Below are 25160 nucleotides of genomic sequence, written 5' to 3'. Positions count from 1 at the left end.
CTATCTTTTCCAATCATACAATGGAAGATTCTGATGAAGGTAAAGAAAAAGGTAACTTTGTAAAAAGAAATGCTATAAAAGCTTCTACAATAGCAGGTGGCGCTTTTGCAGTTAATATGTTACATAATCATCAAGCAATGGCAGCTTCTGAATTACCTGTAACTTCAGAGCTTTCTACACAAAGTCAAGCAGTCGCAAATCAAAATTCAACTGAACTTAAACATGCAAGCAATAGTGAAAACACAGCGAAAAGTGAATCTGTTTCATCAGAAAAAACACAAAGTTCTGAAAAAAATGACACAACTGATAGTACTCAATCTACGTCTAGTAGTAGCGAGAAATCAGATACACAATCTAGTGAAAGCGTTGAAAATAAATCTGAACAACATAGTGAAACTGATCAAACTAACAAACAGAATTCTGATTCAGAGCAAGCTTCTAAGTCTAGTCAATCAGACCATAGTAACTCTGAAGCAAGCAAAAATGATTCAAAAAATTCTCAAAGTACAAAATCTACTTCATCATCTAACGATAATTCATCTGATTCACAATCGCAGAAATCAGAAACAGCTACAAATGAAAGTAAAACAAGTACTTCAAGTGAAACTAAATCAACTTCACCAGACTCTCAATCTCAAGCTTCAACGAAAAATACCGACAGTCAATCATCTGCAGGTGCTACATCAAGTGAATCCCCAAAACAAAATACAGTAAATAGTGAAGCGATTACGAATAAAACATCATATATTAATGAAAGAATGACACATACTGCTTCTGAGAGTGTTGTCACTACACCGGTTGCTAGTGAATCTAGTAAATCGACTAGTACAACTAAAGTACGTGCATTTAGTAGATTAGCGGTCAATCGTTTAGCAGCTGCAGCAACAACAGCATCACCAATTGCACCTACAACTTCACAGGTCGTAGTTGATAAGGATAACTTTACTGATCATTTCACAACTAGCGGTTCTGCAACATACGATCAAAGTACTGGTGTTGCAACATTAACTCCAGATGTTGGCGGACAAAAAGGTGCTATATCTCTAGGTACTAAAATTGACTCAAATAAAAGTTTCCATTTTGAAGGTAAAGTTAACCTAGGAACTCGTTATGAAGGAACTTCTCCAGACGGCGTCACTGGTGGCGATGGTATCGGTTTCGCCTTTTCACCAGGTACACTCGGACAAATTGGTAAAGAAGGGGCTGCCTTAGGTATTGGTGGCTTGAATAATGCTTTCGGCTTTAAGTTAGATACTTATCATAATACCTCACAACCTAACTCATCTGCCAAAGCTAATAAAGACCCTGCTAGTGTAGGTGGCGGTGGCGCATTCGGTGCATTTGTAACAACAAATAATTCAGGCGTAGCAACAACTTATACAGATAATACAAAAACTGCTAATGCGGCTAAATTAACAACACAACCTAATGGTACTTTCCAAGATTTTATCATTGATTATAATGGTGATACGAAAGTCATGACAGTAACATATGCTGGACAAACGTGGACTAGAAATATTTCTGATTGGATTAAAGCCAGTAAAAATACTAACTTCTCGCTATCTATGACAGCGTCTACTGGTGGAGCTCGAAATTTACAACAAGTTGAAATTGACTCATTCACGTATACTGAAACTGCTACGGCACAAGTTCACTATGTTGATGCCGATACTGGTAAAGAAATCGTTGCAGCTAAAACACTGGCTGGAGACGTAGACAATACTGTCACTATTGATGATCAACAAAGCGCGATTACGGCTAAAGGTTATCAATTAGTAAATATAGATAGTACATATGCACCAACATATAACGCAACAAATAAAACAGTTAAATTAACAAATGCAGGGCAAGCTATAACTGTCTTTTATAAAGATGTACAGGCACCAACTATTAACATGTCTAATCAAACTAAAGAAATTAATAGCCCAATTTCACCTATTACAGTGAATACAACAGATAATGGTACTGGCACTGTTACAAATACTGTTACAGGTCTACCTTCTGGATTAAGTTATGATTCAGCATCAAACACAATTACTGGAACTCCTACACAATTAGGAAATAATACTGTTACTGTCACTTCAGTTGATCAAGCCGGTAATTCGTCTACATCGACATTTAACATTAATGTAGTGGATACTACTAATCCGGTCATTAATATTAATAATCAATCTAACCAAGTACTATCACCTATTAATAACGTAACAATTGATACAAGTGACAACAGTGGTTCAACAACTGATACTGTAACTGGATTACCACCAGGTTTAACTTATGATCCTACAACTAAAACAGTTAGTGGCACACCTACTACAATGGGTGACTATACTGTAACAGTTACATCTAAAGATGCTAGTAATAATACAACTACTAAAACATTTACTTGGAATATAGGAAGAAATGCAGAAAGTGATTCTATTTCTAACTCACAAAGTACTTCAACTGTTGATAGTACAAGTACTTCAAATAGTACATCTAATAGTAATAGTATTTCGTCATCAAATAGCACTAGTGCATCTATAAGTAATTCTACGAGTGCTTCGACTTCTGGTAGTACAAGTGCTTCACTAAGTAACTCACAAAGTACTAGTGCATCCTTGTCTGATAGTCAATCAGTAAGTAACAGCATGTCAGTTTCTAATAGTGCAAGTGCGTCATTAAGCGATTCTATTAGTGCTTCAACTTCTGGTAGTACAAGTGCTTCACTAAGTGACTCACAAAGTACTAGTGCATCCTTGTCTGATAGCCAATCAGTAAGTAATAGCATGTCAGCTTCTGATAGCACAAGCACTTCTATGAGTGAATCTCAAAGTTCTAGTACTTCTATGTCGGATAGCACGAGTGCTTCAACTTCTGATAGTGCTAGTGCTTCTCTAAGTGATTCATTGAGTACGTCTGTTTCTGACAGTACGAGTACGTCTGTAAGTGATTCAAATAGTACAAGTACTTCGACATCACTCTCTGATAGTTCTAGTACATCTATGAGTGATTCTACTAGTACAAGTACGTCTACATCTGATAGCACAAGTGCTTCTCTAAGTGATTCATTGAGTACGTCTGTTTCTGACAGCACGAGTACGTCTGTGAGCGATTCAAATAGTACAAGTACTTCTACTTCGCTTTCTGATAGCGCAAGCACGTATACTAGCGATTCATCTAGTACAAGTACGTCTACGTCTGATAGCACAAGTGCTTCTCTAAGTGATTCATTGAGTACGTCTGTTTCTGATAGCACGAGCACTTCTGTGAGCGATTCAAATAGTACAAGTACTTCTACTTCACTTTCTGATAGCGCAAGCACATCGGCAAGTGACTCTACTAGTACAAGTACGTCGACGTCTGATAGTGCTAGTGCTTCACTAAGTGATTCATTGAGTACGTCTGTTTCTGACAGCACGAGTACGTCTGTGAGTGATTCAAATAGTACTAGTACTTCTACGTCGCTTTCTGACAGTGCAAGCACGTCTACGAGTGACTCATCTAGTACAAGTACGTCTACGTCTGATAGCACAAGTACTTCTCTAAGTGATTCTACTAGTACTTCTACGTCACTCTCTGATAGTTCTAGTACGTCATTGAGTGATTCTGCTAGTACAAGCACTTCGACATCTGATAGTGCAAGTACGTCTGTAAGGAATTCTACTAGTACGTCTATTTCTGCTAGTACGAGTACGTCTGTGAGTGATTCATCTAGCATGAGTACTTCTACGTCACTTTCAGACAGTGCAAGCACATCGACAAGTGACTCAGCTAGTACAAGTACGTCGACTTCTGATAGCACAAGTACTTCTCTAAGTGATTCTGCTAGTACAAGTACTTCGCTTTCTGATAGCGCAAGTACTTCATTAAGTGATTCATCTAGTACGAGTACGTCGCTTTCTGATAGTTCTAGTACTTCTATGAGTGACTCAGCTAGTACACAAACGTCTCTTTCTACTAGTACGAACGAATCAATGAGTGAATCATCTAGCATAAGTTCTTCATTATCTAATAGTGTAAGTACTTCTACTTCAGGTAGTACTAGTACATCATTGAGTGGTTCATCTAGTACGAGTACGTCACTTTCTGACAGTTCTAGTACGTCATTGAGCGACTCATCTAGCGTGAGCACTTCTACTTCGGTTAGTACGAGCACTTCTCTAAGTGGTTCGACAAGCACGAGTACGTCGCTTTCTGATAGTTCTAGTACGTCATTGAGCAATTCATCTAGTGATAGCACTTCTATTTCAGATAGTACAAGTACTTCGTTAAGTGATTCTGCTAGTACAAGTACTTCACTTTCTGACAGTACGAGTACTTCATTGAGTGGATCAGCTAGCACAAGTACTTCTACTAGTACGAGCACTAGTACATCGCAAAGTGATTCTACTAGTACGAGTACGTCACTTTCTGACAGTTCTAGTACATCATTGAGCGACTCATCTAGTGATAGTGCCTCTACTTCGGATAGTACAAGTACTTCATTAAGCGATTCATCTAGTACGAGTACGTCGCTTTCTGACAGTTCTAGTACGTCGCTAAGTGGTTCATCTAGCACAAGTACTTCTACTTCGGTTAGCACAAGCACTTCACTAAGTGATTCTACTAGCACGAGTACGTCGCTTTCTGACAGTTCTAGCACTTCTCTAAGTGGTTCAACTAGTACGAGTACGTCGCTTTCTGATAGTTCTAGTACGTCATTGAGTGAGTCTTCTAGTGATAGTGCCTCTACTTCAGATAGTACAAGTATTTCATTAAGCAGTTCGACTAGCACGAGTACGTCACTTTCTGACAGTTCTAGCACTTCTCTAAGTGGTTCAACTAGTACGAGTACGTCGCTTTCTGATAGTTCTAGTACGTCATTGAGTGAGTCTTCTAGTGATAGTGCCTCTACTTCAGATAGTACAAGTACTTCATTAAGCAGTTCTGCTAGCACGAGTACGTCACTTTCTGATAGTACAAGCACTTCTCTAAGTGGTTCGACTAGTACGAGCACGTCACTTTCTGACAGTTCTAGTACGTCATTGAGTGAATCATCTAGTGACAGTGCCTCTACTTCGGATAGTACAAGTACTTCATTGAGTGGTTCGACTAGCACGAGTACATCACTTTCTGATAGTACAAGCACTTCTCTAAGTGAATCATCTAGTACGAGCACGTCACTTTCTGACAGTTCTAGTACGTCATTGAGTGGTTCAGCTAGCACGAGTACGTCACTTTCTGATAGTACAAGCACTTCGTTAAGTGAGTCATCTAGTACAAGTACTTCTACTTCGGATAGTACAAGCACGTCATTAAGCGGTTCGACTAGTACGAGCACATCACTTTCTGACAGTACGAGCACGTCATTGAGTGGTTCGACTAGTACAAGTATTTCTACTTCGGATAGTACAAGCACGTCATTAAGCGGTTCTACTAGCATGAGTACGTCACTTTCTGACAGTACGAGCACGTCATTGAGCGGTTCTACAAGTGCAAGTACTTCAACATCAGAGAGCACGAGCACTTCTCTAAGTGGCTCAACTAGTATGAGTACGTCACTTTCTGACAGTACAAGCACGTCATTGAGTGGTTCTACAAGTGCAAGTACTTCAACGTCTGATAGCACGAGCACTTCTCTAAGCGGTTCTACTAGCACGAGCACGTCACTTTCTGACAGTACAAGCACGTCATTGAGCGATTCTACTAGTACAAGTACGTCACTTTCTGATAGCACTAGTACTTCATTGAGTGGTTCTACTAGCACAAGTACATCGCTTTCTGGCAGCACGAGCACTTCTCTAAGTGGCTCAACTAGCACAAGTACGTCACTTTCTGATAGTTCTAGTACTTCAACTAGTATGTCTATAAGTGAAAGCTCATCTATCAGCACAAGTACGTCTAATAGCGACAGTACAAGCACTTCTGTTTCAGATAGTACTTCCACATCTAATAGTATGAGTACTTCCATAAGCGACTCTGCTAGTACAAGTACTTCGATCTCTGACAGTACATCTACGAGTGATAGTACGAGCACGTCTATAAGCGATAGTGCAAGCACTTCAACGTCTGATAGTACTTCAACATCAACATCTATAAGTCAGTCACAAAGCCATACAAATAGTACTTCATTCAGTGATTCAACAAGTGCTAGTACGTCTACGTCTGAACCAACAAGTCATAGTGATTCAACTAGCGATAGTAGATCAGCAAGCAATAGCCATAGTACGTCTGAAACACCAAGTCATAGTGACTCATTCAGTCATTCAATGAGTGGTAGTAACTCAACTAGTAGTAGCACATCAACATCTTCGTCTATTAGACCAAGTGAAAGTGCATCTACATCTCAAAGTCAAAGTATGAGTACATCAACATCAGACAGTACATCTCAATCTAACTCATCAAGCATGAGTACATCATCTAGTGAGGCAAATATCATTGATCCAACACACCAATCATCTGAAACACAACATCACAATACTAAAGATGATTCAGAAGCATTACCTGATACTGGTGAAAATGATAACCAATCTAAAGGATTATTATCTGGACTATTGTCATTGATTTTTGGTCTTGCTATATTTAGAAAATCTAGAAAAGATAAAAAAGATCGTAAAGAAGATAAAAATAACTAAGTAAAATAAAATAGAGGCGAAAGCATTATTATTTCAAAGTACTTTAATGACTACTAAATAATGAGCGCTTTTGCCTCTTTATAATCATTTTAAGAAGAGGATTATTATGGGAAATAAGATGAACTTCAAAAACATTAAAAATATTGAATATAAAATTTTATATAAACGGATTCTTTTCACCCTAATGATTATTTTCATATACATATTGGGCAGTAATATTAAAATTGCTGACATGAAATCATCACCACATTCACAAGGTTTTCTGAATCTAGCCATTTCAAATGTTGGTGGCGATATTACAACTCTAAATCTATTCTCATTAGGTTTAAGTCCATGGTTAACTACAATGATTATCATGACTTTACTCTCTTATAGAGATATTGAAAAAGGTCAAAAACAAACTCGACTAGAACGTAGTTACAAAGAACGCTTTTTCACTATTTTATTAGCCATTATCCAAGGCTATTTCATTTTAAGCGAGTATATTAATAAAGGTATGATATATCATGCAAACTTTGCTTTATTGTTACTTATCCTATTAACAGGAACAATGTTACTTGTATGGTTAGCTGATCAAAATACAGTTTATGGAATTGCTGGGCCGACGCCTATTGTACTAGCAAGTATTATTAAATCTATTTTTCAAAATAAACAATTCGAGCATATTGATGGAATAACTATAATCATAGGTGGCATTATGCTTTTTGTCGTACTTGTACTTTTATTATTTATAGAGTTAATTGAATATCACATGATTTATAAAGATATTATGAATATTAGTACTTCTCAAAAAGATACTTACGTTTCTTGGAAGTTAAATCCCGCTGGAAGTATCTCAATCATGTTTAACTTTTCATTATTTTTCTTAGTAGGCGTATTAGTCCATTTAGCTGGTAGATGGATAACGGGTAATGCTAAATATCGTCCTTCATTTTTGGAATTGGATAATCCATTAGGCGTTATTATTTTCATTGTGATGCTCATTGTTTTAAATTATTGTTTATCAAGAATGATGTTAAATGTGAAACGTATAGCTAAAGATTTCCAGAAAAGTGGTAACTATTTTGAAGGTATTTATCCTGGTAAAATGACCCAACATTATTTAAATCATAGAGCTAAGCGAATTAGTGCAATTGGTGCATTTGTCATTGGATTCATTATTAGTTTACCTTTAATTAGTTCGATTTTTATATCTGGTATTTCAGCACAAATTTCGATATTCACTCAATTTATTATTTTGATTTACATTACGATTAATATTGTAGAAACAATACGAACATATTTATATTTTGATAAATACAAATCATTTTTAAACAAATATTGGTAAGGAGTAAGGTATGAAATATTTTGTTCCAGCTTGGTACAACGGAGATAAATGGTGGCGTAATCTTAACCAGCCATTTTACTTAAAAAGTGCAATGATTGAATTTGATGATTCTATTAGTTTAATGTCTATGCACGAAAAAAACGACGAACCTTTCAAACTTTTACATTTAAGTTTTAACCCAAATTTGCGTTTATTTTTGCATAAATATGATTTATATGAAGCGAATGTTTGGTCACTATTTGATGAGATTCAAGATTTCGATCAACTACCATCTCGATCATTTCAATTTGAAGATTTAGAGTGGCCTGAGAATACAGAATTCTTTTATTCACCTTATTTAATACAAGCTATGAAAGATAACTATGAATCTCGCATTTATTTCAATCAAGATGGCTATCTAATAGTAGTAGATGATTATGAAAACAGTATACGTGTACGCAGATATATATTCGATGAACGTGGTTATTTAAGTGCTATACGTTATTACTCAGAAGGTAAAGAGGCATTTCAAGATTATCTAACCGCTTCTGGTGACGTGATTCTACGCGAGAATCTCGAAACAAACCATGTTGAAGTTATGTCCAACCACCAATATAAGTTCAATTCAAATTCCTATCCATCAATGGTTGAGTTAATCGAAGAACGTTTTAATGCATACTGTAATGATGAAATGAATTCGAACGATCAACTTATTGTCGCATCAAATACTTTGCATAATAAAATATTCAACACTATCAGACCTGACGTTCGTGTATGTTATTCCGTTTTTAATAAACGAAATCATACAATTGATGAATCCTTTATTCAAACTATGGCTCACAGTAATAAATGGATTGTTGATACTAAAGAAAATGAAAAAGCATTGAAAAATCTAATTACGAATCAATCATTAAGTCCTGAAATATTAAGACTCACCCCTTTCGATACTCAAACATTATCCAATCTTAGTAGTCAACTAAATGAAACTTACATTGGTCTTTGGATAGATGACATGAATGATAATGATTTACAAAACGTATTACATCATATAATTACGTATCTTAAACGCCATACATCATACAGATTAATCATTTTAACTAAAAAGGATGCTACGCAACTTGAGCAATGGTTATTGAATTTAATTAATGATGTTAACGAAAGCTATAATGAATCTGATGACAATGACCTTGCCAAATCAGAATTAGTACAAGCAAAAGAACCTGAGGAATTTGAAGAACTGATTCAAATTCAATCAGTCCCATTTGAAGAGGATTTGATTAAACTATTATCACGTCTAAGAATTGTGATAGATTTAAGTGATGAACCTAATTTATACTTACAAATTTCAAGTATCAGTGTTAGAATTCCTCAAATCAATATTCATCAAGGTAGTTATGTCATACATCTTGAAAATGGCTATATCATTCATCAATATGATGATGTTCCATTTGCATTAGATTACTTTTTAAGTACATTAAAGCATTGGAATCACGCTTACACTTATAACACTAATATGATTAATGACTTAGGATCTGGTCATATTATCCAACAACTTGATCGATTTTTAGAAGGTGAGAAATAATGCCACGAAAATTTAAAGCATTACAAATTGGTGGTTCTGATTTAGAACATTTATTTAACCATAGTCCAGAAGTATCTTGGGATTACTTTGATCCGAAGTTGTTCGAATTTGAAAGTAACTATATTGAAAGTATTGAGGAAATTGTTGAAGAGAATGGACAATTCGATCTAGTCTTTATCCAAACCAATTTAACTGATCATTTAGCTAACTTAATTAACATTGTTAGTCGTCCTTATAATACGCTTGTAGATGAAATTTATTGGCCAAGTGGATATGAAGAATTAGATTTAGTACAAAAATATCTTATCCGCCCTATTCATTACAATACAACTGATGAATTACACGATAAACTATTGTCGATTTCATTTCCTGGACAATATGGGGATAAGGTTAGTCCTGCTCTTACCCATGTGTTTTCGCCCAAACATATAAATGTGACTTACTTTGGAAATAAAGAAATACAATTCCAAGGTGATTTTGGTGACCATTTCATACCTATTCTTAATTGGCAACAAAATCTTATTTATGATAAAGATAAAGTCATAGAAGTATGGCCAGAATTTCATACTGAAGGCGACGTAACATTAGAGTATACTTTCAGACTAGTATCATTTAATCCAGAAGAAGGTATACTTGAAACATTTGTGCTGAGTGAAGAGGAACTTAAGGAACCACTTTATTTAAGACGTCGACCGTACTCTGCATATATTTCAACGTCCGTCAAAGCGAAAGGCAATGGCACTATTCATATTGGTGCAGTTCATAAACGTCTGTCACATATTGAATTTGGTCATCTCCTTCTAGGTAGCGAACGTTTTGTTGATGAAAAGCGAGAAGAATTCTTTTATTACTTTAATCCTGGTGATTTTAAGCCACCGCTTAATGTTTATTTTAGTGGTTATCGTGAAGCAGAGGGGTTTGAAGCTTTCTACCTAATGCAACAACTAGGTGCACCCTTCTTATTAGTCAGTGATCCACGTATTCAAGGTGGCGCATTCTATTTAGGATCTGAAACTTATGAAAATGGTATAAAACAAGTCATTAACGATACATTAAATCAACTCGGTTTCAATAAAAGTGATTTAATCTTATCAGGATTATCCATGGGTTCTTTTGGCGCTTTATATTATGGTGCACAGTTAAATCCTAAAGGTATTAATGTCGGAAAACCATTAGTCAATGTTGGTACAATTGCGGAAAATATGAAGTTATTGCGACCTAATGATTTCGAAACTTCTTTAGATATCGCCCTATCATCTAACTATCAATTGTCTGACTCAAATGAAATAAATCATATAAAACAATTAGATAATAAATTTTGGAACGTTTTTTCCAATAGTCATATTAGTGATACAACTATTGCAATCACCTATATGGAAAACGATGACTATGATCAATCTGCGTTTGAAGACTTGTTACCTATATTCAGTCAACAGAATGTTCATTTAATGAATAAAGCTGTGCCAGGACGACATAATGATGACACACCTACCGTAGTTAATTGGTTTATGAACTTTTACCATATATTACTTAAAGATCATTTTGGGAGAGACAGTCATGCAGAATAATCAAAGATTAGAAGTAAGATGGCGAAAAGTAACACGTCATACTTATCAACACGGCGCTATAATACAATTCCATGATAATTACACATATTATGAGAACCAATTGATGCCCTCAGGATTGCAAATCAATTTATGGGAACCTTCAACGTTATTTGATAAAGATGGACATCCGCCTAAACTTCCCATGTTAAAAAGGGGCTATCATTATCATATTTCGTTAAATATCGCAGCAGTTCCTGAGCATAGTGTGTATGTTATTGTGACTTTTTATTTAGAGAATGGCACTCAACTTGAACAAGTCATTATCAAAGAAGATGAAAGTGAATTTAAATATCCTAATGAAGCATATAGTTATGACATTCGACTTATGAACGCAGCATGTCATCATCTTAAATTTAAAAATATTATATTAACCGAATTAGACCATGCAACCGAGATGAGTGATTCTCCAAAGGAACCTCAAGAAAATATTAATGATAATAACAATGACAATCAGACTTCACAATCACATCAAAACGTGACATTGGTCAATCAAATTATGCGACATACTCGTATGAATAGTGATTATAATTAATCTTCGCAATATCACTAAATGAAAGGAGGATAACTATGAATCTCAATGTAAATACCGCCATTAACCATATTAGACTAAAAAAACTATACAAATTGTTGAATCAAATCAATAACTATAGTGAAGAAATGAAGCAACTCACTGACAGCCAATTACAACAAAAAACACTAGATTTTAAACAGCGTTTAAATAGTAAACAGAATACACTCGATGATTTATTACCAGAAGCCTATGCCGTTATACGTGAAGCTTCACAACGTGTATTAGGTATGTATCATAAAGACGTCCAAGTATTAGGTGCCATTGTGATGCACCAGGGCAATATTTCTGAAATGCAAACTGGTGAAGGTAAAACATTAACGGCTACCATGCCTTTATACTTAAACGCCTTATCAGGCAATTCTGTTTTTCTTATTACAACTAATGATTACTTAGCAAAACGTGACTATTTAGAAATGAAACCGTTGTATGAATGGTTAGGTCTCACTGCATCATTGGGATTTATAGAGAATCCTCAAGGTCCTATATCTAACCAAGAGAAACAAGCGTTATATAACCATGATATTATTTATACTACCAACGGAAATTTAGGGTTTGATTATTTAATCGATAACTTAGCAGATACTAAAGAAAGTAAATTTTTACCTGAATTATACTTTGGCATCATTGATGAAGTAGATTCAATCATATTAGATGCAGCTCAAACACCACTAGTCATCTCTGGTGCACCAAGAGTTCAATCTAACCTATTCGAAATAGTTAAAGCATTCGTCGCAACACTTGAAGAAGATAAAGACTTTAAAATGAAAAAGACCAAACGTGAAATTTGGTTAACTGAAGAAGGCATTGAAAAAGCAAATACTTACTTTAATGTACCAAATATATATGGAGGTCCATATTTAGATTTAGTAAGGAATATTAACCTTTCCTTACGTGCTAAATACCTGTTTGATATTAATCTAGATTATATTGTTATGGATGGCGAAATTATGCTGATCGACCGTATAACAGGTCGTATGCTACCAGGTACAAAAATGCAAGCCGGACTCAATCAAGCATTAGAAGCAAAAGAAAACTTAGATATTTCAGATGATATGAGTGTCATGGCAACTATCACCTTCCAAAATCTGTTTATGCAGTTTCAACGATTTTCAGGGATGACAGCAACTGGGAAACTAGCTGAAAAAGAATTTTTCGATTTATATTCAAAAATTGTTATCCAAATTCCAACTTCCAGACCAGTTATAAGAGAAGACTTGGCTGATAGAGTATTTGTTAATGAAGACATTAAAAATGATGCCATATTAGAAGAAGTGATTAATTATCATAAAGAACAACGACCTGTCCTTCTGATTACACGAACTGCAGAGGCAGCAGAATACTTTTCAACTGAATTATTTAGTCGTCATATTCCAAATAACCTATTAATTGCACAAAACGTTGCTCGTGAAGCACAAATGATTGCTGAAGCAGGTCAATTAAGTGCGGTAACCGTTGCAACAAGTATGGCTGGTAGAGGTACTGATATCAAACTTTCAAAAGACGTACATGCTCTTGGTGGTCTAACCGTATTAATTAATGAACATATGGAAAATAGTCGTGTAGATAGACAATTAAGAGGACGTGCTGGACGACAAGGTGACCCAGGACAATCACAAATTTTTATCTCTTTAGATGATTACCTAGTACAACGTTGGAGTGATTCAAAATTAAAAGACAATCCAACATTAATGAAACAAGATACTGATTATCTATCCGATAGCCCTACTTTTAATAACAAAATCAAGCGCATCGTTAAAAAGGCTCAACGCATTTCTGAAGAAGAAGGAATGAAAGCACGTGAAGCTGCAAATGAATTTGAAAAAAGTATTAGTACACAACGTCAGTTAATTTATAGCGAACGTAATCGCATATTAGAAAGTGAACATTTAGATACATTAGACTATGATAGTATTGCACGAGACGTATTCAATCATCACTTTAAAAATTATAAAAATATAACTGAAAACGACATCACCAAATATATTTATAAAAACTTAAGTTTTAGCTTTAATAAAGATGATTTTGAAATTCATAACCATGATTATGAAGCCATTATCACCTTACTAATTTCTCAATTTAACAACCAACTAATGCTAAATAAAAATAAGATAAATGATGAGGAGTTATTCCAACAATTTCTTAGAAAATCAGTACTCAAAGCGATAGATTCTGCGTGGATAGAGCAAGTAGACTACTTACAACAATTAAAATCAAACGTAAATCAACGTCAAAAAGGTCAGCGAAATTCCATTTTCGAATATCACAAAGTAGCCCTAGATTCATTCAAACAAATGGAAGATATCATTAAACATAGAATCATTAGAAATTTATGTTTAAGTATTATTGATCAACAAAAAAATAATGACTTAACAATTCATTTCCCATAGAAAGGAGGTCTATTGATGACAATATATAATATCAACTTTGGTATAGGTTGGGCGAGTAGTGGTGTTGAATATGCCCAAAGTTATCGTGCCAAAATGCTTCGCCACTTAAAAGATGATGCAAAATTCATATTTTTAGACTTTATTTCATCAGAAAACATACAAACGTTAACACAAAATTTAGGATTTAAAGATAGCGAAGTTATTTGGATGTATCAATATTTTACAGATATTCCAATCGCCCCTACGACGTATACTTTAGAACAGCTCAAACATGATATTGGAAATACCATTACACGAATTGAAGTAGATGCTCAAGGTAAAATCCAACGTCTTTATTTAGATCATCAATCACAAACTTTTGTGACTTGTTATATGAAAAATGCAAATAAACCTTATGTTGATCGTGCTGAATTTGTAGTTAATGGTATGCTTATTCGCAAAGATTTCTATAGCTATGTGCGTGTCTTTTCTGAATACTACGCACCTTATGACAACTATGCGAAACTATATATGCGACAATTCTATAATGAAAATGGCACTATTGCTTATCAAGAAATCATAGATGGCGATGCGCGTTCTTATATATTTAAAGATGCACGTTTTTATAGTAAAGAATCTTTTGTTGCTTATTTTATTCAACAATTAAATTTAACTAATCAAGATATAGTAATATTAGATCGAGCCACTGACATTGGACAAGCTGTTCTACAAAATAAAGGAGAAAGTCATGTAGGTGTCGTCATACACGCTGAACATTTCAGTGATAATATCACAGATGATACTAATATATTATGGAATAACTATTATGAATATCAATTTACCAATGCAAAGTACATTGATTTCTATGTCGTTGCTACAGACCTACAAAATCAAATATTGTCTGAACAGTTTCGTCACTATACTGCAGACCGCCCTCGTATCAGAACAATACCTGTCGGAAGTCTCAATCAATTAAGTTTACCGAACGAACATCGTAAACCATACTCAATACTAACCGCTTCCCGATTAGCATCTGAAAAGCATGTGGATTGGATCGCACTCGCAGTTATTAAAGCGAAACAATCTTTACCACAATTGGAATTTGATATATATGGACATGGTCCTGAAAATAATAAAATTCAACAAATCATACATGATTATCATGCTCAAGATTTTATTCACTTACGAGGTCACGTTAATCTTGATGACATTTATTCACAATATGAATTATTTGTATCTGCTTCACAAAGTGAAGGATTTGGATTAACACTTATGGAAGCTGTTGGTTCTGGATTAGGTATGATTGGATTTAATGTTAATTATGGAAATCCAACTTTCATTGCAGATGGTCAAAATGGTTACTTACTAGACAAACCGTCTAAAGACGAGTCCATTGAGGAGATTACTGATCGTATGGCTGCTAAAATAGTTCAATACTTTAAAAATGGTCCCAAAGACCCTCATCAGAAATCATATGATATTGCTACGCCATTTGAGACCAATGAAATGATTAAAAGATGGCAACATTTAGTCGACGAGGTGCTATATGATTAATTTATTTGAATACTATAATCAACCAACACAATTATTACACCAAACATTAGAATTATCGGGTAATCAACATTTTACTATTTGTATCGAAGATGATGGATTCTTACCTGATGAAGTCACATCCCCATATCAATTCTTTGCGGCTAATCAACTTCATGATAATGATCGTCCTAAATTCTTTAACGAAGTGAGTGTCCCCCCATTTTGGGAAATTAACGGTGATGGTCAATCAGCTCAAATTAAAGATATGAGTCATATTAGAGGTGAAATCGTTTATCGTCCACACTTTAAGACAAGGATTGTTAGTCGGGTAAGATGGCTAGATGATAAAGGGCGTCTACGTTCAGAAGATCATTATACAAAGAATGGCTTTAAATTTGCTGAGACAATCTATGACTTAGCAGGAAAAGCAATCTTAAAGAAATATTTAACAAGAGAAGGTAAAGAAGTGATTTATGAGAACTTTGTTACTGGAGATTATGTTTTAGATTGGCAAGGTCAATCTCATTTCTTCGCTTCAAAAGTCGAATTTATCACATACTATCTACAACAAATTCAAGTCGATTTATCAGATATTATTATTAATTCACTATCTACACCTTTCTTAGTATTACATCATATGAATACAGCTGGTAGAGGTATTTTGTTCTGGCAAGAAAATAGTCAAGGCCATGTCCCAGGAAATATGTTGTCCTTACTTGATAATACATTGCAACGTGCATTCTCAGTCATAATTCCTGACTATAAAGAATATGACACTATCGTTTCGCAACTTAATCAAGAACAAGCTTTAAGCGTATTTCAATCTGGTTATTTGTATGATTTTAATAAAACTAATCAATATTCAAATCATGCGTTAATTCTGACAAATTCTGATGATATTCCACAACTTGAGACTTTAATTATTACACATCCAAATATACAATTTCACATTGCTGCTGTAACTGAGATGTCTTCCAAATTAATGGGATTCGACCGATATCATCACGTACATCTATATCCGGCAGCTACAAAAGATATTTTTGAAGCACTATATCAACGATGTGATATTTATCTTGATATTAATCAAGGAAATGAAATTGAAAATGCTGTTACTCGTGCTTTCCATCATCAACATGTCATCTTTGCTTGGGACGAAGTGATACATCAACATACATTTATTGCACCAGAAAATATATTCACTTTGACTGATGTGGAAACATTAAACCATGTATTAACTGATATCACTTCGAATAAACAACACTTTGATCAGCATCTTGCATATCAAGCGAGACATGCAAACCAATCAACAGTAAAAGATTTTACCAACACAATGCATCTTGCATTACATGAATAAATTCTAATAAATATGCGAAAAGCCACTTCTATTTGAATTAAAAATAGAAATGGCTTTTTGTATACTTATTCATTTTAAATAATATCATTATTATACGTCTCTCCAAATAATTGATAATGAACAAACGCTGCAAGTTCTGTTGATTCAACTAAGATGAGTATTGTATCATTGCCTCCCACTGTTCCTAACACTTCATTTAATTTCATTTGATCAATATAAAAATTCACACTTTGTGCAAATCCGGGAGACGTTTTAATGATAAGATAATTATCTTTAATCGTTACCTTCTCAATTTCTTCTTTATATAAGTTAATAAGTTTTGTTTTTGCTTCATTTTGAGCATTATCATTAAATTTACGATAATAACGCTCATTATTGGCAGAAGGCATTTTATAGATTTTCAACTCATTTAAATCTCTTCCAATCGTTGCCACACTATATTTAATACCAAAATGTTTATCGATATAATCTACAATTTCAGCTTTCGAATGAATGTCATTGTCTTTAACGATTGTTGATATTAAATCTAATCGTTTACTTTTTTTCATATTTTATACTCCTTTATCTGCATATTTTATAAAATACAGACAAAATACGTCACAATTACCATAACAAATTTCCCTTCAATGATATGTGAAGTTTTTCTCATAATTAACATTTATTATAAACTTTTTTATAACAATATTGAAAATGTTTATTAAAATGCATAATTAATTACTCTCTCATGACTATAAATACATTCAAACGAATAAAAAATAATATTATATTAATTACTCTATATAATATTAATCGAATATACATGTACATATAGGTTTTATGCGTAAATAATGCATAATTTATCATCATATTGCATTGAATAAATATTTTATATGAAGTTTTAGACATTAAATTTGTGAATTTTTTCTCAAACTATTACTTGAAAGCGCTTTATACTCTAGGTGTATTAAATCAAAGGAGGAAATAACAATGGAAACAGGACCTATCCACGTAAACAGTGAAATCGGCAAATTAAAAACGGTATTACTTAAACGACCAGGTAAAGAACTTGAGAATTTAGTACCTGATCATCTAAGTGGATTGTTATTTGACGATATTCCTTATTTGAAAGTTGCTCAAGAAGAACACGACCGTTTTGCACAAGTATTAAAAGACGAAGGTGTTGAAGTTGTCTATTTAGAAGATTTAGCTGCTGAAGCAATCGCAGATAAATCTGTACGTGAACAATTCATTGACGATATTTTAAAAGAATCTCAAAAGACGGTACTTGGCCATGAGAATGAAATCAAAGAATTATTCGCTAGCTTGAATGATAAAGAACTCGTAGAAAAGGTAATGGCTGGTGTACGTAAAGAAGAAATTCAACTTGAAACAAACCACCTAGTAGAATACATGGATGATCGTTATCCTTTCTATCTAGATCCAATGCCAAACCTTTACTTCACAAGAGACCCTCAAGCTTCTGTTGGTAGAGGAATGACAATTAACCGTATGTACTGGCGAGCACGTCGTCGTGAATCTATCTTTATGACATACATCTTGAAATATCATCCTCGATTCAAAAACGATGATGTACCTGTCTGGTTAGATAGAAACTCTCCTTTCAACATTGAAGGTGGCGATGAATTAATCTTGTCTAAAGATGTCCTTGCAATAGGTATTTCAGAACGTACTTCTGCACAAGCTATTGAACGATTATCTAGACAAATTTTGTTTGATGACAAATCTACATTTACAAAAGTACTTGCTATCGAAATTCCAAATAGTCGTACATTCATGCACTTAGACACTGTATTTACAATGATTGATTATGACAAATTTACAATGCATGCCGCTATTTTCAAAGAAGAAGATAATATGAACATCTTTACAATTGAAAAAGATGAACAAGGCAAAGATATTAAAATCTCACATTCTAGCAAATTAAAAGAAACATTAGAAAATGCATTAAACATCGATAATATTGAATTTATTCCAACTGGTAATGGAGATGTTATTGATGGCGCACGTGAGCAATGGAACGATGGTTCTAATACGTTAACTATTCGCCCAGGTGTAGTTGTCACATATGACAGAAACTATGTATCTAATCAATTATTACGAGACAAAGGTATTAAAGTAATCGAAATTACTGGTAGTGAACTAGTTCGAGGACGTGGAGGCCCAAGATGTATGAGCCAACCACTTTATAGAGAAGACATTTAACCAAACCAATATAAACGACTTACTAAACTTTTAAAGAAATGAGGAATGAATCATGTCAGAAATTCAACAACCACTTAACTTAAAAGGTAGACATTTATTAAAAGAAGACGATTTTACTAAGAAAGAATTTAGCGATTTAATCGACTTTGCAATTACTTTAAAAGATTATAAGAAACAAGGTATTCAACATCGATATTTAGACGGCAAAAATATTGCACTTCTATTTGAAAAAAATTCTACACGTACTCGTGCAGCATTCACTGTAGCATCAATCGACCTAGGTGCACATCCAGAATTTTTAGGAAAAAATGATATTCAATTAGGTAAAAAAGAATCAGTTGAAGATACTGCCAAAGTATTAGGTAGAATGTTCGACGGTATTGAATTCCGTGGTTTCTCACAAGATATGGTAGAAGATTTAGCAAAATATTCTGGCGTCCCTGTTTGGAATGGTTTAACTGACGCATGGCATCCAACTCAAATGTTAGCAGACTATATGACAGTTAAAGAAAACTTCGGTCATTTAGATGGAATTAAATTAACATATGTCGGTGACGGACGTAATAATGTAGCAAACTCACTATTAGTAGCAGGTCCAATGCTAGGTGTAGATGTAACTATTTGCTCACCAAAAGAACTCTTCCCTTCTCAAGACTACGTTGATATTGCTGAGAGACGTGCTAAACAAGACGGAGGTTCTGTAACAATTACAGATAATATTGATGAAGGCGTTAAAGATGCAGACGTTATCTATACAGATGTATGGGTATCTATGGGTGAAGAAAGTGAATTTGAATCACGTATTAACTTATTAAAAGATTATCAAGTCAATAAAGCAATGTTCGATAAAACTGGTAAAGACAGTACTATATTCTTACATTGTTTACCAGCTTTCCATGATACAAATACAACTTACGGTCAACAAATTAAAGATGACTATGGTTTATCTGAAATGGAAGTCACTGATGAAATCTTTAGAAGTAAACATTCTAAAGTATTTGATCAAGCTGAAAACCGTATGCATACCATTAAAGCTGTAATGGCTGCTACGCTTGGATAGTTAGCAAAAAAGTACATGCAGGTTTAGTTAAGATATCCTCATATCACTATACATCCAAATACGTATCACTAACTGAACCTGCTTAATTATTCAAAGGAGAAATGACACATGAGCGAATCAGATACAAATAAACTAAGTAAAACCTCCTTGATTGGCCTCGTCATTGGTTCAATGATTGGTGGCGGTGCATTTAACATTATCTCTGACATGGGTAACCAAGCAGGTGGTTTAGCTATTATTATCGGCTGGATCATTACTGCAATTGGTATGATTTCACTAGCCTTTGTCTTTCAAAATCTAACAAATGAAAGACAAGATTTAGATGGCGGTATTTATAGTTATGCACAAGCTGGGTTCGGTGATTTTATTGGATTTTCAAGTGCTTGGGGCTATTGGTTTGCAGCATTTCTAGGTAACGTTGCTTATGCCACATTATTAATGTCAGCAGTCGGTAACTTCTTCCCTATTTTCAAAGGTGGAAATACACTCCCAAGTATTATCGTAGCTTCTGTCTTATTATGGGGTGTTCATTACCTTATTTTAAAAGGAGTAGAAACAGCTGCCTTTATCAATAGTATTGTTACTGTAGCTAAATTAATCCCTATCTTACTTGTCATTGTATGTATGATAGCAGTCTTCAACTTTGACACATTTAAAGCAGGTTTATTCGGTATGACATCTGGAGATACTGGTATGTTCAGTTGGGGTGATACTTTAGGTCAAGTGAAAAGTACCATGCTTGTAACTGTATGGGTCTTCACAGGTATAGAAGGTGCGGTTGTCTTTTCAAGTCGTGCTAAAAGTAAAAAAGACGTTGGTACTGCTACCGTTATTGGCTTAATTTCAGTATTAGTCATCTATTTCTTAATGACAGTACTAGCACAAGGTGTTATACAACAAAACCACATTTCTGAGTTATCTAACCCATCAATGGCAGCAGTATTAGAACATATTGTCGGACATTGGGGATCTGTGTTAGTCAATATAGGATTAATTATTTCAGTTCTAGGTGCATGGCTAGGATGGACGTTATTAGCTGGAGAGTTATCATTTGTAGTTGCCAAAGATGGACTATTTCCTAAATGGTTTGCTAAGGAAAACAAAAATAAAGCACCTGTTAACTCTTTATTAATCACAAATATACTAGTACAAATTTTCTTAATCAGTATGTTGTTTACAGAAAGTGCATATCAATTTGCCTTTTCATTGGCATCTAGTGCCATTCTTATACCATATATGTTTAGTGCTTTCTATCAAGTTAAATACACATACTTAACTAAGGATCGTGCTACAACAAAACAATGGGTAATCGGTATTATATCTTCTATTTATGCGATTTGGTTGATTTATGCTGCGGGAATAGACTACTTATTATTAACCATGTTGCTCTATATTCCTGGACTGTTCGTTTACCAAACCGTTCAAAAAAATAATAAAAAACCTTTAACAAAATTAGATTATATATTCTTTGTATTAATCACAATTCTAGCAATCATCGGTATTATCAGATTAATAACTGGTGCCGTAGATGTATTCTAAGTAAGGAGTGAAACTTTATGGACAACAAAATTGTCATTGCTTTAGGCGGAAATGCCATTCAAACTGACGATGGTTCCGCTGACGCACAAAGAAAAGCAATACGTTCAACAATGCAAGCGCTCAAACCTTTATTCAATACAGACGCTGATATTGTTATATCACATGGTAATGGACCACAAATTGGTAGTATGTTAATTCAACAGGCTAAAGCTGATAGTCCGCAAACACCTGCCATGCCACTTGATGTTTGTGGATCTATGACACAAGGTATGATTGGTTTTTGGATAGAAACTGAAGTAAACAGAGTGCTTTCAGAGATTAATAGTCCTAGACGCGCAGGTACTGTCATTACGCGTGTAGAAATTGATGAACATGATCCTCGTATGTCTAATCCTACTAAACCAATAGGACCATTTTACACTAAAGAAGAAGCTGACCAACTACAAAAAGACAATCCAGAATCAACATATAAAGAAGATGCTGGACGTGGCTACCGTAAAGTGGTACCTTCACCTTTGCCAGTGTCTATTTTAGAGCATCAACTCATTAGTACATTAGTAGAAAATCAAAATATCATCATTGCATGTGGTGGCGGCGGCATTCCAGTTATTAAGCGAAATGACACATATGAAGGTGTGGAAGCTGTAATAGATAAAGATTTTGCTAGCGAACGCTTAGCACAACTCATCGATGCTAATACGCTAATGATATTAACGAACGTAGAAAATGTTTATATCAACTATAATCAACCTAACCAAGAGGCATTAACACAAGTTAATGTAGAAACTTTAAAAGACTATGCTAAAGCAGGTAAATTTGCTGAAGGCTCTATGCTCCCTAAAATTGAAGCAGCAATTGATTTTGTTGAAAGCGGTGAAGGTCGACGTGCGATTATTACTAATTTAGAACATGCTTATGACGCTTTCAAAGGACAAGTTGGCACACAAATCAAGCATTAATCACTAAGGTGGTGCGTTTATGACAATCAACCAATCTAGAAACACAACAATCGACAATTCATTAATCACAAATCGTAGTGAGCAGTGTCTTGAGCGTTTAGCCGCATTTATAAACATCCCTGCCGTAGCTCTACAACCGTATAAAAATGAATGCATTGTTAGGCAATACAATAAAGGACAAGTTATTTACTATTCTTCTGACGAATTAACTCATGTATATTATCTCATCGACGGTTATATACTAAGAGAACATTTTAATATGAATGGTGATGTATACAGACTCTTAAATAAAGATGATCAATTGTTCCCCATGCACAATTTATTTCAAGACAAAACAACTAATGAAATGTGTACTGCTATCACAGACTGTATTATGATTGCCATTCCTATTGAATTAATCGAATACCTTTGTAGAAATAACGATAAAGTGTTTATTAGAATCTATCAATTGTTATGTGACAACCAAAGACAACAAATTGAATATCATATGGCTTTAAGTTCTAAAAGTGCAAAAGCACGCGTGACTAAGCTATTAATCTACTTATGTCACATGATTGGTTATGATAACGATGAATTTTACGAAATCAAATCATTTTTAACAATTCAAATGATTAGTGATCTTGCTAGCATTTCACGTGAAACAACTGGACATATTATTCAAGAATTAAAAGAACACAATATTTTACTTAAGCATCATAAAAATTGGATTATAAGCAAACAAATTTCAGAGTTGTAATTTTATTCCCATGAATTTATACTTTATCCCATTTATACGTAACAATGATTCAATATGACCTCCTGTTCAATTAAATGATTGTTATAAGTAAAGCACGACCCGGTCAGAATTAGCTGAACCGAGTCGTGCCTTTAATTTTTATGTTAACTTATCGATGAGGTATCACTGGAACGTGTGATATTAAATTTCTAGTATATGTCTCTTGTGGTCTTTCAATAATACTTTCAACATCATTTACTTCTACAATTGTTCCATATTGCATAACTGCAACACGATCACACATGTCTTTAATTACACCCATATCATGTGTAATAAATATATATGTCATTCCTAAATCATCTTGAAGTTGTTTCAGTAATTGAATGATATCCTTTTGTATTGAAACATCTAATGCAGACACCGCTTCATCGCAGATTAATAATTTAGGTTTAATGGCAATGGCACGTGCAATACTAACACGCTGACGTTGACCACCCGATAATTCATGTGGATATCGATATAAGAAACTTTCATCTAACCCTACACGTGTTAATAAACGTTTCACTTCTTTAACTAATGCTTCATGTGTTGTGACAAATCGATATAATTTTAAAGGACGACCGATAATATCTATAACTTTAAATTTAGGGTTAATAGAGGAATAAGGATCTTGAAAAATCATTTGTATATCCTTACGCAAAGACTTCATTTCTTTAGCAGAAAATAAATTTAACGGTAAATCTTGAAACCAAATCATTCCTTCAGAAACGTTGTTTAAACCAACTAATGCTTTAGCTAAACTAGACTTCCCTGAGCCAGACTCACCTACAATTCCTAATGATTCCCCTTCTTTAATTTCAAGATTAATATTTTTTACTGCTCTAAATTCATTGCCATTACTCTTAGTATAATCGATACTTACATTTTCGATTTTCAATAATGTTTGATCACTTATAGTTCTAGGTTGTTTAGGTGCGTGCAAATCCGGAATGGCATTAATAAGACGTCGCGTATAGTCAGATTTTGGATTTTTGAAAATAGTTTTGACATCACCACTCTCAACAACTCTGCCCTCTTTCATAACAATCATTTCATCGCAAAATTGATATACAATACCTAAATCATGCGTAATAAATAAAATAGACGTTTCGATATGTTTATATAATCGCTTCATTAATTCTAAAAGTTGATTTTGTGTGCTAACATCAAGTGCTGTTGTTGGTTCATCTGCAATTAAGATTTGTGGCTCTAATACTAATGCCATTGCAATCATGACACGTTGGCGCATCCCACCAGAAAATTCATATGGATAAGCATGTAATTTATCTTGAGCATTTCTAATGCCTACACTTTCTAAAATATCAATTGTCATTGCTTTCGCGCGTTTTCTATCAATATTACGATGCTTTAAAATCACTTCCATAATTTGACTACCTATTGTCATTCTGGGATTGAGTGAGGATAAAGGATCTTGAAATATCATGGCAATATCTTTTCCTCGTATACCTTGAAATGCTTTATTAGAAAGATTTAATAAATTTTTCCCATTAAATTTAATTTCCCCGGTTAAAGTGTGCTGAGGATAATCAGGTAATAATCCCATAATCGATTTAGCTGTAATACTCTTTCCAGAGCCTGATTCACCCACAATAGCTAACACTTTCTTTTTATCTAATTTAAAACTTACGTCTTGAACTGCTTTAACGGAATGTTGTTCATATTCGAATGATACTCCAAGGTGTTTAACTTCTAAAAAAGATGACATAATCATTC

The 25160-nt window shown here is 34.2% G+C and carries 15 protein-coding genes; 13 read left to right on the top strand and 2 right to left on the bottom strand.

What is annotated here, in order from left to right:
• The first annotated feature begins 20 nt into the window (after positions 1-20).
• The 8 genes from NSQ15_RS00635 (at position 21) to gtfB (ending at position 16912) form a co-directional block, all read left to right on the top strand.
• On the top strand, positions 21-6593 hold the full coding sequence (locus NSQ15_RS00635) for a lectin-like domain-containing protein (RefSeq protein ID WP_445684186.1): 6573 nt from the start codon (positions 21-23) through the stop codon (positions 6591-6593).
• Between the two features lie 118 nt (positions 6594-6711).
• A complete protein-coding gene (gene secY2, locus NSQ15_RS00630) occupies positions 6712-7920 on the top strand; it encodes an accessory Sec system protein translocase subunit SecY2 (protein ID WP_070451657.1) in 1209 nt (402 codons plus the stop codon).
• A 10-nt stretch (positions 7921-7930) separates the two neighbouring features.
• Positions 7931-9481 carry an accessory Sec system protein Asp1 gene (asp1, locus tag NSQ15_RS00625; protein WP_070451651.1) on the top strand — a complete coding sequence of 517 codons (1551 nt, stop codon included), beginning with the start codon at positions 7931-7933 and terminating at the stop codon, positions 9479-9481.
• Complete coding sequence (asp2, locus tag NSQ15_RS00620) at positions 9481-11049, top strand: accessory Sec system protein Asp2 (RefSeq protein WP_037555839.1); 1569 nt, start codon at positions 9481-9483, stop codon at positions 11047-11049. The genes asp1 and asp2 overlap by 1 nt, the downstream gene beginning before the upstream one ends.
• The gene (gene asp3 / locus NSQ15_RS00615) at positions 11039-11620 is read left to right on the top strand and encodes an accessory Sec system protein Asp3 (protein WP_340746868.1); all 582 of its coding nucleotides are present in this window, start codon (positions 11039-11041) and stop codon (positions 11618-11620) included. The genes asp2 and asp3 overlap by 11 nt, the downstream gene beginning before the upstream one ends.
• A gap of 35 nt (positions 11621-11655) precedes the next feature.
• Positions 11656-14046 carry an accessory Sec system translocase SecA2 gene (gene secA2 / locus NSQ15_RS00610; protein WP_154835576.1) on the top strand — a complete coding sequence of 797 codons (2391 nt, stop codon included), beginning with the start codon at positions 11656-11658 and terminating at the stop codon, positions 14044-14046.
• Positions 14047-14061: 15 nt separating this feature from the next.
• Positions 14062-15579 carry an accessory Sec system glycosyltransferase GtfA gene (gtfA, locus tag NSQ15_RS00605; protein WP_070451648.1) on the top strand — a complete coding sequence of 506 codons (1518 nt, stop codon included), beginning with the start codon at positions 14062-14064 and terminating at the stop codon, positions 15577-15579.
• A complete protein-coding gene (gene gtfB, locus NSQ15_RS00600) occupies positions 15572-16912 on the top strand; it encodes an accessory Sec system glycosylation chaperone GtfB (RefSeq protein ID WP_070451645.1) in 1341 nt (446 codons plus the stop codon). The genes gtfA and gtfB overlap by 8 nt, the downstream gene beginning before the upstream one ends.
• Before the next feature lie 74 nt (positions 16913-16986).
• Here the strand turns inward: gtfB and NSQ15_RS00595 are convergent, their stop codons facing one another.
• Positions 16987-17460 carry an arginine repressor gene (locus tag NSQ15_RS00595; RefSeq protein WP_029056722.1) on the bottom strand — a complete coding sequence of 158 codons (474 nt, stop codon included), beginning with the start codon at positions 17458-17460 and terminating at the stop codon, positions 16987-16989.
• Between the two features lie 418 nt (positions 17461-17878).
• On the opposite strand from NSQ15_RS00595, the gene arcA reads away from it, so the two are divergent.
• The 5 genes from arcA to NSQ15_RS00570 all read left to right on the top strand — a co-directional run bounded on the left by arcA (position 17879) and on the right by NSQ15_RS00570 (position 23408).
• Entirely contained in the window at positions 17879-19114 is a 1236-nt protein-coding gene (gene arcA, locus NSQ15_RS00590; RefSeq protein WP_029056721.1) for an arginine deiminase, read from the top strand.
• 52 nt (positions 19115-19166) lie between these two features.
• A complete protein-coding gene (gene argF / locus NSQ15_RS00585; protein ID WP_017637760.1) occupies positions 19167-20174 on the top strand; it encodes an ornithine carbamoyltransferase in 1008 nt (335 codons plus the stop codon).
• Positions 20175-20282: 108 nt separating this feature from the next.
• Positions 20283-21713 carry an arginine-ornithine antiporter gene (gene arcD / locus NSQ15_RS00580; protein WP_070451643.1) on the top strand — a complete coding sequence of 477 codons (1431 nt, stop codon included), beginning with the start codon at positions 20283-20285 and terminating at the stop codon, positions 21711-21713.
• Between the two features lie 17 nt (positions 21714-21730).
• The gene (gene arcC, locus NSQ15_RS00575; RefSeq protein ID WP_017637762.1) at positions 21731-22672 is read left to right on the top strand and encodes a carbamate kinase; all 942 of its coding nucleotides are present in this window, start codon (positions 21731-21733) and stop codon (positions 22670-22672) included.
• Positions 22673-22691: 19 nt separating this feature from the next.
• On the top strand, positions 22692-23408 hold the full coding sequence (locus tag NSQ15_RS00570; RefSeq protein WP_046467242.1) for a Crp/Fnr family transcriptional regulator: 717 nt from the start codon (positions 22692-22694) through the stop codon (positions 23406-23408).
• Between the two features lie 148 nt (positions 23409-23556).
• Here NSQ15_RS00570 and NSQ15_RS00565 read toward each other — a convergent pair whose 3' ends face one another.
• On the bottom strand, positions 23557-25152 hold the full coding sequence (locus tag NSQ15_RS00565; protein WP_070451641.1) for an ABC transporter ATP-binding protein: 1596 nt from the start codon (positions 25150-25152) through the stop codon (positions 23557-23559).
• Between the last annotated feature and the right edge of the window lie 8 nt (positions 25153-25160).

Source organism: Staphylococcus sp. FSL W8-0774 (assembly GCF_038006785.1).
Lineage (GTDB): Bacteria > Bacillota > Bacilli > Staphylococcales > Staphylococcaceae > Staphylococcus > Staphylococcus pasteuri.
Note: the sequence above shows the minus strand (reverse complement) of the source record. Positions and strands in the feature narration are given on the sequence as shown.

Excerpts from the sequence above, each read along its gene's own strand:
- NSQ15_RS00635 (WP_445684186.1), top strand. The coding sequence starts at position 21 with ATGGAAGATTCTGATGAAGGTAAAGAAAAAGGTAACTTTGTAAAAAGA.
- secY2 (WP_070451657.1), top strand. The coding sequence starts at position 6,712 with ATGAACTTCAAAAACATTAAAAATATTGAATATAAAATTTTATATAAA.
- asp1 (WP_070451651.1), top strand. The coding sequence starts at position 7,931 with ATGAAATATTTTGTTCCAGCTTGGTACAACGGAGATAAATGGTGGCGT.
- asp2 (WP_037555839.1), top strand. The coding sequence starts at position 9,481 with ATGCCACGAAAATTTAAAGCATTACAAATTGGTGGTTCTGATTTAGAA.
- asp3 (WP_340746868.1), top strand. The coding sequence starts at position 11,039 with ATGCAGAATAATCAAAGATTAGAAGTAAGATGGCGAAAAGTAACACGT.
- secA2 (WP_154835576.1), top strand. The coding sequence starts at position 11,656 with ATGAATCTCAATGTAAATACCGCCATTAACCATATTAGACTAAAAAAA.
- gtfA (WP_070451648.1), top strand. The coding sequence starts at position 14,062 with ATGACAATATATAATATCAACTTTGGTATAGGTTGGGCGAGTAGTGGT.
- gtfB (WP_070451645.1), top strand. The coding sequence starts at position 15,572 with ATGATTAATTTATTTGAATACTATAATCAACCAACACAATTATTACAC.
- NSQ15_RS00595 (WP_029056722.1), bottom strand. The coding sequence starts at position 17,460 with ATGAAAAAAAGTAAACGATTAGATTTAATATCAACAATCGTTAAAGAC.
- arcA (WP_029056721.1), top strand. The coding sequence starts at position 17,879 with ATGGAAACAGGACCTATCCACGTAAACAGTGAAATCGGCAAATTAAAA.
- argF (WP_017637760.1), top strand. The coding sequence starts at position 19,167 with ATGTCAGAAATTCAACAACCACTTAACTTAAAAGGTAGACATTTATTA.
- arcD (WP_070451643.1), top strand. The coding sequence starts at position 20,283 with ATGAGCGAATCAGATACAAATAAACTAAGTAAAACCTCCTTGATTGGC.
- arcC (WP_017637762.1), top strand. The coding sequence starts at position 21,731 with ATGGACAACAAAATTGTCATTGCTTTAGGCGGAAATGCCATTCAAACT.
- NSQ15_RS00570 (WP_046467242.1), top strand. The coding sequence starts at position 22,692 with ATGACAATCAACCAATCTAGAAACACAACAATCGACAATTCATTAATC.
- NSQ15_RS00565 (WP_070451641.1), bottom strand. The coding sequence starts at position 25,152 with ATGTCATCTTTTTTAGAAGTTAAACACCTTGGAGTATCATTCGAATAT.